12 protein-coding genes and 2 tRNA genes are annotated in these 12,873 nt (G+C 63.7%); 7 read left to right on the top strand and 7 right to left on the bottom strand.

Features of this window, described 5'->3' with window-relative positions; all coding sequences use genetic code 11:
- Nucleotides 1-161: 161 nt before the first annotated feature.
- The 4 genes from A4R29_RS16335 to A4R29_RS35065 all read right to left on the bottom strand — a co-directional run bounded on the left by A4R29_RS16335 (nucleotide 162) and on the right by A4R29_RS35065 (nucleotide 1,382).
- Nucleotides 162-231, bottom strand: a tRNA-Asn gene (locus tag A4R29_RS16335).
- 2 nt (nucleotides 232-233) lie between these two features.
- Nucleotides 234-307, bottom strand: a tRNA-Tyr gene (locus A4R29_RS16330).
- A gap of 227 nt (nucleotides 308-534) precedes the next feature.
- Nucleotides 535-1,083 carry a histidine phosphatase family protein gene (locus A4R29_RS16325; protein ID WP_063172352.1) on the bottom strand — a complete coding sequence of 183 codons (549 nt, stop codon included), beginning with the start codon at nucleotides 1,081-1,083 and terminating at the stop codon, nucleotides 535-537.
- The gene (locus A4R29_RS35065; RefSeq protein WP_244506832.1) at nucleotides 1,080-1,382 is read right to left on the bottom strand and encodes a hypothetical protein; all 303 of its coding nucleotides are present in this window, start codon (nucleotides 1,380-1,382) and stop codon (nucleotides 1,080-1,082) included. Before A4R29_RS35065 ends, A4R29_RS16325 begins: the two co-directional genes overlap by 4 nt.
- A 20-nt stretch (nucleotides 1,383-1,402) precedes the next feature.
- Here A4R29_RS35065 and A4R29_RS34655 point away from each other — a divergent pair, with 20 nt between their 5' ends.
- From A4R29_RS34655 to A4R29_RS16305, 4 genes are all read left to right on the top strand, one after another.
- Nucleotides 1,403-1,636: a hypothetical protein gene (locus tag A4R29_RS34655; RefSeq protein ID WP_063172351.1), complete on the top strand. Its 234-nt coding sequence runs from the start codon at nucleotides 1,403-1,405 to the stop codon at nucleotides 1,634-1,636.
- 70 nt (nucleotides 1,637-1,706) lie between these two features.
- Nucleotides 1,707-2,657, top strand: a complete 951-nt coding sequence (locus A4R29_RS16315; RefSeq protein WP_063172350.1) for an AEC family transporter — start codon at nucleotides 1,707-1,709, stop codon at nucleotides 2,655-2,657.
- A gap of 190 nt (nucleotides 2,658-2,847) precedes the next feature.
- Nucleotides 2,848-4,305 (top strand): NAD-dependent succinate-semialdehyde dehydrogenase, encoded by a 1,458-nt coding sequence (locus A4R29_RS16310; protein ID WP_013531228.1) that lies wholly within the window; start codon nucleotides 2,848-2,850, stop codon nucleotides 4,303-4,305.
- A 92-nt stretch (nucleotides 4,306-4,397) separates the two neighbouring features.
- Nucleotides 4,398-5,420: an aldose epimerase family protein gene (locus A4R29_RS16305; protein WP_063168174.1), complete on the top strand. Its 1,023-nt coding sequence runs from the start codon at nucleotides 4,398-4,400 to the stop codon at nucleotides 5,418-5,420.
- A gap of 11 nt (nucleotides 5,421-5,431) precedes the next feature.
- On the opposite strand, the gene A4R29_RS16300 is transcribed toward A4R29_RS16305, so the two are convergent.
- Nucleotides 5,432-6,352 carry a sugar kinase gene (locus A4R29_RS16300; RefSeq protein WP_063172349.1) on the bottom strand — a complete coding sequence of 307 codons (921 nt, stop codon included), beginning with the start codon at nucleotides 6,350-6,352 and terminating at the stop codon, nucleotides 5,432-5,434.
- Between the two features lie 152 nt (nucleotides 6,353-6,504).
- On the opposite strand from A4R29_RS16300, the gene A4R29_RS16295 reads away from it, so the two are divergent.
- Entirely contained in the window at nucleotides 6,505-6,954 is a 450-nt protein-coding gene (locus A4R29_RS16295) for a FixH family protein (protein ID WP_024503807.1), read from the top strand.
- 7 nt (nucleotides 6,955-6,961) lie between these two features.
- On the top strand, nucleotides 6,962-8,161 hold the full coding sequence (locus A4R29_RS16290) for a cytochrome-c peroxidase (RefSeq protein WP_063172348.1): 1,200 nt from the start codon (nucleotides 6,962-6,964) through the stop codon (nucleotides 8,159-8,161).
- A 1-nt stretch (nucleotide 8,162) separates the two neighbouring features.
- Here A4R29_RS16290 and A4R29_RS16285 read toward each other — a convergent pair whose 3' ends face one another.
- Complete coding sequence (locus tag A4R29_RS16285) at nucleotides 8,163-8,615, bottom strand: Lrp/AsnC family transcriptional regulator (protein WP_013531233.1); 453 nt, start codon at nucleotides 8,613-8,615, stop codon at nucleotides 8,163-8,165.
- A 163-nt stretch (nucleotides 8,616-8,778) separates the two neighbouring features.
- Between A4R29_RS16285 and putA the strand changes: the two genes are divergently transcribed.
- A complete protein-coding gene (putA, locus tag A4R29_RS16280; protein ID WP_063172347.1) occupies nucleotides 8,779-12,390 on the top strand; it encodes a bifunctional proline dehydrogenase/L-glutamate gamma-semialdehyde dehydrogenase PutA in 3,612 nt (1,203 codons plus the stop codon).
- Nucleotides 12,391-12,504: 114 nt separating this feature from the next.
- Here the strand turns inward: putA and hmuQ are convergent, their stop codons facing one another.
- On the bottom strand, nucleotides 12,505-12,819 hold the full coding sequence (gene hmuQ, locus A4R29_RS16275) for a heme-degrading protein HmuQ (protein WP_063172346.1): 315 nt from the start codon (nucleotides 12,817-12,819) through the stop codon (nucleotides 12,505-12,507).
- Nucleotides 12,820-12,873 lie beyond the last annotated feature (54 nt).

Genomic DNA, 12,873 nt, shown 5'->3' with positions numbered 1-12,873 from the left:
GCCTCCCTTGCCGGCGACACCGCGCCTTGATCGTCACCGCGGGCCTGGCCGCGAGCCGATGGCGAAAGACGCTTGAGATGATCCGCGCCCGAAGGCTTGGGTCACCCGTCCAGTCTTTCGCATTCCAGTCCCCGGACCGTTTTTCGGATGGCTTTTCAAGGCCAATGGAGAAGGAATCGAACCTTCGACAGTCAGATTAACAATCTGATGCTCTAACCAAACTGAGCTATCCGTGGTGCAGATGAAGGGACTCGAACCCACAACCTCCGGATTATGTCCGGCGCTCTCCCAGTTGAGCTACATCCGCGATCCCAATCCCCAAAGCGGCGCCGTATACAGGGCGGCAATGCCGCCTGCACGGGCGGAGACGAAAGCTCCAACCGTTGTGCTCGCTTCGGTTCTCGTGACCGGGAGCGCGCCTATAGCCCCTGCGACGGGTTGTCGCAAGCGGCATTGTCACGGCGAATTTGCGGCTTCTTTCAACGGTGGCATTTCAGCAACACCGCTTTCGGCGTCAGCGATCGCGCAGCACGCTCAGAAGGTGACGCGGCCGAGCACGCGCAGGCCATCGTCTTGCGGCTCGACGACGACGGCCTCACCTTCGCGCGGTGAGATGCCGGTCAGTGCCACGATGTCTTCCAGATGGGTGACCATGACCAGATTGTCGGAGCCGGAATAGGCGCGGATTTCCTTCAGGATCGCAGCGATCTGCGCGGCCTTCTGCGTCTCGTCGCCTTTCAGGAGATCGAGCGGTGCAAAGAGTTCCGGGTCGGCCTCGAAGGCGATGCGGGCGGTGTCGAGGCAGCGGCAATAGCGGCTGGACAGCACGCGCTCGATCGGTGCCGCCCGAGCGGCAAACAGAGCGCCGATCTTGCTCGCCTGCTGCTTGCCGCGCGCCGACAGGTTCATCTGGGTGGCGCAGCTGTCGATGTCGAAATTGGCCGGATCGGTGGTGCCGGTGACCATGGCATGGCGCAGCAGCACGACGTGTCCGCCATCGCGCAGCAGCGCCCAGCCTGCGTCCGTGGCGTGCGCCACGCCGGGAACAACAAGCAGGAACAACGCCAAGGCAAATCGAATCATCCGCTATCCTTCTGCGGTTCCCGGCAAGGGGTTCCGGTGGCAGGACATATAGGGACGGTAAAGCCGGCCGAAAGACAAGGCGCGGTCGGCGAGAAGCGTAGACCTACTTCTTCGCCATCTGCTTCTTCACCAGATCGACCTTCTGGTCGGTGAGAGGGATGGCTGGTGTAGCCGGCTTCGGTAAAGCGCTGCTTGGCGTTCTCGAAGAATCCGATCGCCTTTTGATATTCGGCCTTGCCGCCGCCATAGCTGGCCCGATTCCAGCTGACATCCCCGAGATTGTTCTGCGCGAAGGCCATTGCATCGGAAGGCTTCCCTGGTGAATACCTTCAGCGTCGCCGTGGATGCGGCCTCGATCGGTGACGCTGCGCGCGTCGCTTTTCGTCTCGGCAACTGCAAGCGCGATCGCGGCAAGACAAAGCAGTGCGGCGACGAAAGCCGTCAGCCATGCCCGCTGCAAAAGACTGAGGTTCGAGAGTCGGACAAAGGCCATTTGTCGTTCGTGTCCGCCCTGATGATCCAAGCCCTCTATAACGCTGCCAGCCGACGATGATCAAATTCAGGCGCGATTGCGTCGCGGTCCTGGCTCGCCTATCACGGGGAACCCGCCCCTCACGGTAAAAATGTCTCCGCTCACCGAAACCGTTCTTTTCGTCTTCAGCCTTGTCGCGCTCGGCTACCTCGCCGGGCTCACCGGCTATCTGAAGCCGGCGAGCGGCGAGGGGATTTCGGAATTTGCCATCAACGTGGCGATGCCGCTGCTGCTGTTCCAGACGATGGTGAAGTCCGACTTCCACGGCGTGGCGCCTTGGCCGCTGTGGGGCGCTTACTTCACGGCGGTTGCAATGACATGGGCTGCCGGCCATCTGGTGACGACGCGGATCTTCGGGCGGGACGCACGCGCAGGCATCGTCGGTGGAGTGTCGTCGTCCTTCTCGAATGTGGTGCTGCTGGGCATTCCCTTCGTTCTCGGCGTATTCGGGTCCAGGGGATTCGAAGTGCTGTCGCTGCTCGTTTCCGTGCATCTGCCGACCATGATGATGGCTTCGATCATCATGTTCGAGATATTTGGCCGCGGTGGCAGTGAGCCCGTACACCCGCTGCGCATCGTCCAGAGCTTTCTGAGAAGACTGTTCACCAATCCCCTGATCATCGGTATCCTGGCCGGGCTGGCCTGGCGCCTAACCGGCGCGCCGGTGCCGAACCTTGCCACGCGGCTGGTCGATACGCTGGCTGACACTGCCGGGCCAGTGGCGCTGTTCGCCATGGGGCTCAGCCTGCGCCGTTTCGGCATATCGGGCAATGTCCGGCCGGCGTTGGCGCTTTCGGTGCTGAAGCTGTTCCTGATGCCGGCGCTGGTGCTGGTCTTCGTCTGGTTGCTCGGCATGCCGCCCTTGACGGCCAAGGTGGCGGTGATGGTGGCCGCGATGCCATCCGGCGTCAATTCCTATCTGATCGCGGTGCAGTTCAACACCGGCCAGGCGTTGGCGTCGAACCAGATGACCCTCGCCACGGCCTGCGCCGCCGTCACCACCGCGTTCTGGCTGACTGTTGTCTTGTACGTTTTCGGGTAAGGCATCGGTGTAAGCACGTCAGCCTGCTCTCGTCTCGCTCTGGCCCAAGCCCTATATGCCATCTTGCGATTGCTTGCGTGCCTTGCCCTCGGTAAAGAGCAGTGGCTCCGGCGTGCCGGCCTCAGTCCATGGCGCACGCGCACCGAAGATTTCACAGACCCGCCCGTCAGGGCGCCGAACGGAGGATAGCATGCTTCAGAAAACCAGCCATTTCATGCGGCAGGCCAATCTCATCAATGGCGAATGGGTGCAGGCCGACAGCGGCCAGACGGTCGACGTCAACAACCCTGCCACCGGTCTCAAGATCGGCACCGTGCCGAAGTCGGGCAAGGCCGAGACCCGCCGCGCCATCGAAGCCGCCGCGGAAGCTTTCAAGACCTGGCGCAAGACGACCGCGCTCGAGCGCTCGAAGCTGCTGCGCAAGCTGCACGACGCGATGATGGACAATCAGGACGTATTGGCCGAACTGCTGACCATCGAGCAGGGCAAGTCGCTGTTCGAATCGAAGGGGGAGATCGGCTCGGCCGCGTCCTACATATTGTGGTTCGCCGAGGAAGGTCGCCGCACCTATGGCGACGTCGTGCCGTCGCCATGGGCGGACCGCCGCATCCTGGTGACCAAGGAGCCGGTTGGCGTCATCGCCGCCATCACGCCGTGGAATTTTCCGTCCTCGATGCTGGCCCGCAAGCTCGGCCCGGCGCTCGCCGCCGGCTGCACCGCCGTGGTCAAGCCTGCGTCGCAGACGCCGTATTCGGGTCTCGCCTGGGGCGCGCTCGCAGAGGAAGTCGGTTTCCCCAAGGGCGTCGTCAACATCCTGACCGGTTCGGCCAGCGAGATCGGCGACGAGATCTGCGCCAATCCGCTGGTGTCGAAGATCACTTTCACCGGCTCGACCGAGGTCGGCAAGCTTCTCATCCAGAAGTCGTCGGTCACCGTCAAGAAGGTGTCGATGGAACTCGGCGGCAACGCGCCGTTCATCGTTTTCGACGACGCCGACCTCGAGCGTGCCGTCGCCGGCGCCATCACCGCCAAGTACCGCAATTCCGGCCAGACCTGCGTTTGCACCAACCGCTTCCTTGTCCAGGCAGGTGTCTATGACAAGTTCGTCGAGAAGCTCGCTGCCGCCAGCAACGCGCTGAAGGTCGGCTCCGGCCTCGAGGACGGCGTGCAGCAGGGACCGCTGATCGACGAGAAGGCGGTCGAGAAGGTCGAGGAACTGATCGCCGACGCCACATCAAAGGGCGGCAAGATCGTTGCCGGCGGCAAGCGCCATGCGCTCGGCGGTTCGTTCTTCCAGCCGACGGTCATCGCCAACGCGACACCCAAGATGCGCTTCATGAAGGAAGAGATCTTTGGCCCGGTCGCACCGGTGTTCAAGTTCGAGACCGAAGAGGAAGCCGTCGCCCTCGCCAACGACACCGAATTCGGCCTTGCCTGCTACTTCTACACCGGTGACCTCGGCCGCGCCTTCCGAGTGATGGAAGGGCTGAAATACGGTATGGTCGGGGTCAATGAAGGCCTCATCACCACGCCGGAAGCGCCGTTCGGCGGCGTCAAGGAATCCGGCCTCGGCAAAGAAGGCGGGCATCAGGGCATCGAGGATTATCTCGACACCAAATATGTCTGCATCGGCGGCCTCGGCCTCTGATAGGCTATCCCTGAGATGGGGAGGCCGATGGCCTGCCCATCTCTCATGGAAAAACCAGCCGAAGTCTTCTGGATCAACTGGCATTTACGGGCATGGCGATGAAGGACGGCGAGGTTTTCGGCACGACGCAGGCTGGCGAGCAGGTGCGTCGCTTCACGATCAGGGGCGGCGGCATCACAGCCAACATCATCGGTCTGGGCGCGATCATCCAGGATTTGCGCCTGACCGGGCACGATGCTCCGCTGGTGCTCGGCTACGACAGTCTGGAAGGCTACGAGACGGATACGGCCTTCTTCGGTGCGGTCGTCGGCCGCTATGCCAACCGCATCCGCGACGGCCGCTTCACCATTGGCGGCAGCCGCTACCAGACCGAGCAAAACTTCCTCGACAAGCATACGCTGCATGGCGGCTCGCAAGGTTACTCCCACCGGCCGTGGACGGTTTCCTTGCATGGCAGGGATTTCGTCACGCTGACGCTGCACGATCCCGACGGCACGATGGGTTTTCCCGGCGCGCTCGACGTCACCTGCACCTACCGGCTGAAGATCCCCGGCACGCTCAGCGTCGAGCTGACCGCCACCTGCGAGGAGCCGACGCTGTGCAATCTCACCCAGCATTCCTATTTCAACCTGGATGATGGCGGCGCAGGCGACATTCTCGACCACAGGATGATGCTGAATGCCGGCGCCTACCTGCCGGTCGATGGCGACATGATCCCCACAGGCGTGGTCAAGCCGGTTGACGGCACGCCATTCGATTTCCGCCAGGCGCGACCGCTGCGCATGGAAACCGAGGGTGATCAACTGCCCTACGACCAGAATTTCTGCCTTGCTTCGGCACGCGGGCCGCTCAAGCAGGCGGCATGGACGCAAGGCGCCAGTTCCGGTGTCGAGATGGAGGTCTGGACCACCGAGCCCGGCGTCCAGCTCTATACCGGCCAGTATGTGACGCCGCGCACCGGGCTGGAAGGGCGGAACTACAAGGCCTTTTGCGGCTTCTGCCTGGAGCCGCAGATTTGGCCGGACGCGCCGAACCGGCCTTATTTCCCGCAAGCAACGCTGTGGCCGGGCGCGATCTACCACCACGTCACGGAATACAGGTTCCGCCTGCCCTAGTTTTTCCGACCTTAGCCTTCGAAAGCCGCCCGCAGCGTCTCGAACGGCGCCAGCGCGCCGCGCACTTGCACCACGGCGGCGGCGACACGATGCGCACGGCGCGCGGCTTCCTGCGGGTCGTGGCCGGCAAGACGAGCCGCAAGATAGCCGCCGTTGAACGAATCGCCGGCGCCGGTCGTATCGGCGGGGGCGGCGACATGGATCGCCGGGACTTCGCGTAGTGTTTCTCCTTGGGCAATCAGGGCGGGCTGCTCGCCGTTCTTGACGACGACCTCGCTAACCAGTTGCCTGAGTCGCTTTGCGGTCGCTTGCGGTGTTGCATCGCCAAACAGCATCTGCTCGTCGGGGAAAGTCGGCAATGCGATGTCGGTGGCGGCAAGGGCTTCGACGATCGCTGCCTGTGCATTCTCGCGATTGCGCCAAAGCCGCGGCCGGTAGTTGGGATCGAAGGCGACAAGTGAACCGGCCGAGCGCGCCTTGGCGACGGCCGCCAGCAATACGGCGCGCGCGGCCTCATCCAGAATTGCCAAAGTGATTCCGGAAAAATAGACAAGCGCCTGATTTACCAGGTTTTTCGACAATGCAGCTGGGTCTGAGGCGAGCTGCCGCGCGGCGGCGTCGCCGCGCCAGTAGGTGAAGGAACGCTCGGCCCCGGTCAGCGTGATGGCATAGAGGCCAGGCCGTGCGCCCGCTATGATCGGGCTGGAGCCGATGCCGATGCCGTTCTGGCCTAAGAAATCGATCTGGGCTTGCGAGAACGGATCGTCGCCGAAGGCCGAGACATAGGTTGCCGGCCGCTCAGTGCTCAGCGCGTGCAGCGCCCACAGCGTGTTGAACGTGTCGCCGGCAAAGCCCATGCGCCAGTTCGGTCCGGTCTGGCCCGACAGTTCGAGCATGCATTCGCCGATCGAGGCGATGCCGGTTCCCGCCATCTACAATCCTCCAGTGCTTCCCGGTGCTGTAGCTTTTTGCCATCGGCAGCGCCATGCTTGGCAAGCAGGTTTTTTTCCGCCACAGCGTTTTCCCACAGGCTGGCGGGATGCGATCCGTTCGGCAGAGCGTTGTCTGCAGAAGAGGAACCGGTTTGGCATCGATATGGCGTTATCTTCTGGCGGGTCTTGGTCTGGCTGCCTTGCTGGTCGGCATTCTCGCGGTCGTCTTCCTGACGGCGCCGCGTTCGTCGCTGCCAGCCGGCCCGGATGTCGCGCGGACGAAGAAAACCGACAACGGGCTGTACGTGGCGAGTTTCGTGCCGGAACGGGGCGTGGTGCGGCAGGGCGAACTGGAATCCTGGCTGCTGACCCTGAAAACAAAGACAGGGGCTTCGGTGGAGCGCGCCGCGATCGCCATCTCCGGCGGCATGCCGCAACACAATCACGGCCTGCCGACCAGCCCGCAGGTCACCGATTACCTGGGCGAAGGCCGTTACCGCATCGAGGGGCTGAAATTCACCATGAGCGGCTGGTGGCAACTTCGTTTCGCCATCTCATCCGGCGCCGGCTCCGATACCGTACTGTTCAACGTGGTGCTGTGAGCGATCGATGAAGCGCCTTTTCCGCTTTCTGGCGCTGATGGTCGCCGTCGTCCTCGTGGGCTGCGGCAAGCCTGATTTTTCCGACGCAGAAAAGAAGACTATCGCTTCGCTGGCGCTGTCGTCGCTGCCGGCGCTCAAGGCCGACACCACCAATCGTTTTGCCGACGTGCCGGCCGCCGCCGCACTCGGCTCGACGCTGTTCTTCGATCAGGGCATGAGCGGTGACGGGTCGGTATCCTGTTCGACCTGCCACAAGATCGACCGCCAGTTCCAGGACGACCTGCCGCAGGCGGTCGGCGTCGGCCACACCAACCGGCGCACCATGCCGCTGGCCGGCGTGGCGCACGATCCCTGGTTCTTCTGGGATGGCCGTCGCGACAGCCTGTGGGCGCAAGCGTTGACGCCGCTCGAAAATCCGCTGGAGCAGGCGGGAAACCGCGCTGCCTACGCGCATTACATCAAGGCGCGCTTCGGCGAGCGCTATGAGCGCATTTTTGGGCCGCTGCCCGATTTTTCCGGCATGCCGTTGAATGCCAGCCCACTTGGAAACGATGCCGAGAAAGCAGCCTGGAATGCCATGAGCAGCGCGCAGCGCGACGCCATCAACGGTGTCTTCGTCAATATCGGCAAGGCGATTGCCGCCTTCGAACGCTCGATAGCGCCCATGCCCGCGCGCTTCGACCGCTTTGCGCTGGACCTCGCCACCGGTGCCGAGCCGAAGGGCGATGCTGTCTTTTCCAAACAAGAAGTCCTTGGGCTTAAACTGTTCATCGGCAAGGCCAATTGCGTGACCTGTCACAACGGCCCGCGCTTCACCGACAACAGCTTTCACAACACCGGCGTGCCGCCTGTTGCGGGCCTGCCGCCGGATCGCGGCCGCATCGATGCCGTGCACCAAGTCGAGGCCGACCCGTTCAACTGCCTTGGCGCCTATCGGGACGGCGACGTTGCCGCCTGCGGCGAACTGCGCTTCATGGTCAAGAATGCGCCACAACTCATCCGCGCCTACAAGACGCCGTCTCTGCGCGGAGCGGCAACGCGACCGCCCTATATGCATGCCGGGCAGTTTTTGTCGCTCGACGAGGTCGTGGCGCATTATGCGAAGGCCGCGCCCAGCGTCGAAGGGGTATCAGAGGTTCACCCGTTGGAGCTTTCAGACCGAGAACGCGCTGCTCTGGTGGCGTTCTTGAAGACGCTTTCGGAGTGATCTACCGATCCTTCACGGTCTCCATCGCCACAAAGGTCGAGGTCTGGGCGACATGGGGCAGGGCCGAGATGCGCTCGCCGAGGACGCGGCGGTAGGCGGCGATGTCCCTGGTGCGGACTTTCAGCAGATAATCGAAGCTCGATGCCATCATGTGGCACTGTTCGATCTCCGGCACAGCCTGTACGGACCGGTTGAAGGCGTCGAGCGCGGCGGATCTGGTGTCGGACAATTTCACCTGGACGAATGCGACATGGCCTTCGCCCATGCGCTCGCGGTCGACGATCGCCTGGTAGCCTCTGATATAGCCGTCCTTCTCAAGCCGCTTCACCCGCGCCTGCACCGGCGTCTTCGACAGGCCGACCTTCGCGGCTAGTTCTGACATGGAAAGCCGGCCATCGCTTGCAAGTGCGGCCAGGATATTCCGATCTATGCGGTCCAATTGGTCTTCTGTCATCGAAATCGCAGTCCAAATGTCAGTTATATGCCGCTAGGATAGATCGAATGACCTACAGTGTCGATTTCTTTGGACCGGCCGAAATTTTGCACTTGTGCTAGCTTGCGCCATTCGGTCCGGTGACCGCCGGCCCGATCCCCTTTGCTCGATCCACGGGACCGCCATGCCAGCGCTCGATGCCATCCGCCAGCAGATCCGCGCCAACTACCTGCCCGACGAAGACGAGGCCGTGAAGCGGCTTGCCGAGGCGACGGGGCTCTCCGGGAAAGACCGCAAGGCGATCTCGGCTCGTGCCGCCGATCTGGTGCGCGCGGTGCGCGGTTCGTCGGATCCAAGGCTGATGGAAGTCTTCCTCTCCGCTTACGGTCTCTCCACCAAGGAAGGCGTGGCGCTGATGTGCCTGGCCGAGGCACTGCTGCGCGTGCCCGATACCGAGACGATGGACGACCTCATCGCCGACAAGATCGCGCCGCACGACTGGTCGGCGCATTCGGGCGGTTCGAGCTCCATCTTCGTCAACGCCTCGACCTGGGCGCTGATGCTGACCGGCCGCGTCCTCGACGAAGGCGAGGGCGGCATCGAGGGCACGCTGCGTTCTATGGTGCGGCGGCTGGGCGAGCCGGTCATCCGCAAGGCGGTGGCCGCCGCCATGCGCGAGATGGGCGAGCAGTTCGTGCTCGGCCGCACCATCACTGAAGCCGTCAAGCGCGGCCGGCCGATGACCCAAAAGGGTTATCTCTATTCCTTCGACATGCTGGGCGAGGCGGCCCGCACCGAGGCCGACGCCTTGCGCTATCACAAGGCCTATGCCGACGCGATTTCGTCGCTCGATTCCGGCTCCAACGGTCCTGATATCAGGCAGAACCACGGCATCTCGGTCAAGCTTTCGGCACTGCATCCGCGTTACGAGGTGGCGCAGAAGGACGAGATGCTGCCTGTGATGGCTGAGCGGCTCTTGTCGCTGGCGCTGGCCGCGCGCCACTCGCGCATGGGTCTCAACATCGACGCCGAGGAGGCTGACCGCCTCGATCTGTCGCTCGACGTCATCGAGCGGGTGCTGGCCGAGCCGGAGCTCGCCGGCTGGAACGGGTTTGGCGTGGTGGTGCAGGCGTATGGGCCACGCGCGGCCTTCGCCATCGACTGGCTCTATGCGCTGGCCAAGAAATACGACCGCAAAATCATGGTTCGGCTGGTCAAGGGCGCCTATTGGGACACCGAGATCAAGCGGGGGCAGACGTTGGGACTCACCGGCTATCCCGTCTTCACCCGCAAGGCCAACACCGACGTCTCCTACATGGCTTGCGCCAAGAAGCTGCTTGGCATGACCGACCGCATCTACCCGCAGTTCGCCACCCACAACGCCCATACCGTCGCCGCCATTCTGTCGATGGCTGACAATCGCGACGCCTTCGAGTTCCAGCGCCTGCACGGCATGGGTGAGGCGCTGCACGAGACGGTGCGACGGTCCGAAGGCACGCGCTGCCGTATCTATGCACCGGTCGGAGCGCATTCCGATCTACTGGCCTATCTGGTGCGCCGGCTGCTGGAGAACGGCGCCAACTCCTCCTTCGTGCACCAGCTGACCGATGAGGATGTCGAGCCGGAGGACATTGCGCGCGATCCGCTCGAGACGGTCGAAAGCCAGGGTCCGGCAGTCAATCCGGCGATTGCCCGGCCTTCCCAGATTTTTGGAGCCGGGCGTCGCAATTCGAAAGGATTCGACATCACCGACACGGTGACGCTGGCGGCGATCGACAAGGCCAGGGCGGCCTTCGCCGGGCCGGATCGCTGGCATGCCAAGCCGATTACGCGGGCCGCCGGCTATGGCAAGCAGCGTCCGATCGTCAACCCGGCAAAGCCTTCCGAAGTGGTCGGCACGGTCAGCGAAGCAGCTGCCAAGCAAGTCGCGACCGCCGTGCGCTTTGCGGTGGAAGCGCAACCGGCCTGGGCGAAGCGTCCCGTCGCCGAGCGCGCCGCCATCCTCAACCGTGCCGCCGATCTCTATGAGGCGAATGCCGTCGAGTTCTTTGCACTCGCCACCCGCGAGGCCGGCAAATCGCTGGCCGACGGCGTCGCCGAGGTGCGTGAAGCCGTCGACTTCCTGCGCTACTACGCCACTGAGGCGGCCAATGCGGAGGCGGGCACGCAAGCGCGCGGCGCCATTGTCTGCATTTCGCCGTGGAATTTCCCGCTCGCCATCTTCACCGGCCAGATCGCGGCAGCGCTCGTCACCGGCAATTCGGTGATCGCCAAGCCGGCCGAGCAGACGCCGCTGATCGCCTTCCGCGCCGTCGAACTGCTGCGCGAGGCCGGCGTGCCGGAAGACGTCATCCAGTTGCTCCCTGGCGACGGCCCATCGGTCGGCGGGCCGCTCACCGCCGATCCGCGCATCGCTGGCGTCTGCTTCACAGGTTCGACCGAGGTTGCCAAGCTGATCGAGAAGCAGCTGGCCGGGACGGCCGCGCCCGACGCCATGCTGATCGCCGAGACCGGCGGCCTCAACGCCATGATCGTCGATTCCACCGCGCTGCCCGAACAGGCGGTGCGCGATATCCTCGCCTCCGCCTTCCAGAGTGCCGGCCAGCGCTGCTCGGCGCTGCGCGTACTCTACGTGCAGAAGGACGTCGAGAAGAAGATGCTGGAGATGCTGAAGGGCGCCATGGAGGCGCTCAACGTCGGCGATCCCTGGCGGATTTCGACCGATGTCGGCCCGGTTATCGACGACGAGGCGCAAAGCTCGATCCGCGAGTATTGCACGAAGATGGGCCTGCAGGGCAGGCTGATCGCCAAGCTCGAGGCGCCCAGGGAAGGTCGCTTCGTCGCGCCGCATGTCTTCCGGGTCAAGGGTATCGAGGACATGGAGCGCGAGGTGTTCGGGCCGGTGCTGCATGTCGCCAGTTTCGACGCCGACCAGATCGACGCCGTCATCGCCGCCATCAACCGCAAGGGTTATGGCCTGACCTTCGGCCTGCACACCCGCATCGAGGGCCGCGTGCAGCATTTCGTCGATGGCATCCATGCCGGCAACATCTATGTCAACCGCAACCAGATCGGCGCCGTCGTCGGTTCGCAGCCGTTTGGCGGCGAGGGGCTTTCCGGCACCGGGCCGAAGGCCGGCGGTCCGCACTATCTCCGCCGCTTCCGCAAGGGGCCGGAGGCCGGCACGCATGTGCAGGATGGCCACAAGGTCACGGCGACCGAGCTTGCCGACAATCTGCCTGATCCCACACTTGGCGGCTGGTCGACGCGTCCGGACCGGATCGCCATTCTGAGGAAGCATCTGCGCGGCAAGGGTGCTGCGGCCATTGGTGCGGCCGCCGGCATCGATTTCGGCCAGGTCGACCTGCCCGGGCCGACCGGCGAAGCCAACACGCTCTCGCTGTCGCCACGTGGACGGGTGCTGTGCCTTGGTCCCGATGGTGATACGCTGCTGGCGCAGACGATCCAGGCGCTCGCCGCCGGCAACGCCGTGCTGGCCGTTGCGCCGGGCGCGCCGGCAGCCCTTTCCGCTCTGACCGGCAAGGGCCTCCCGCTGGCCGCCATCGACGGGCGGCCTGATCCGGTCGAGGCACGCTCGCTGCGCGTCGATATCGTTGCTTTTTCCGGCACACCAGAGGCCGCGCGCATCGTGCGCAGGGTTATCGCTGATCGCTCAGGCCCGATCGTGCCGCTGGTCAGCGAAGTGTTGAACCCGGCGGCTTATGCACATGAGCGGGCCGTCTGCGTCGACACCACCGCCGCGGGCGGCAATGCGAGCTTGCTGGCCGGAGCCTGACTCCGGCCGGTCGTTAGAGCCATTCACCGTTTCGTGGAACGGTGAATGTCTCTATCTCTTTTGTTTTATGCATGTCGTTGTCCCAAAACCGGGACCACTTTTGGGCGACATGCATTACGCGCCTTCGACGACCGAAAAGCCCTCGAACTGGGGGTGGCCGAGATAGTGGACCTTCGTCGTGCCGACATTTCTGTGGGCGACGCGGAAATTCTCGGACTTGGTCCAGGCGATGAAATCATCGTGGCTCGCCCACACGGTGTGCGATGCAAACAGCGTGTAGCCTTCGGTCTCGTTGACCGGGCCTCGCAGCAGGTGGAATTCGCGGAACCCCTTCATCTCCGCAAGGCTGGAATCGCGGTTCTTCCACACGGCTTCGAAATCGTTCTCCGAGCCGGTCTGCACCTTGAAGCGGTTCATGGCGATGTACATTGGGTTCCTTTCAATGTTGGCGAACTACGATGATTGCGGATGGTTTGAACGGCG

It is taken from the genome of Mesorhizobium ciceri biovar biserrulae, assembly GCF_001618845.1.
In the GTDB taxonomy this organism is placed as follows: domain Bacteria; phylum Pseudomonadota; class Alphaproteobacteria; order Rhizobiales; family Rhizobiaceae; genus Mesorhizobium; species Mesorhizobium ciceri.
Note: the sequence above shows the minus strand (reverse complement) of the source record. Positions and strands in the feature narration are given on the sequence as shown.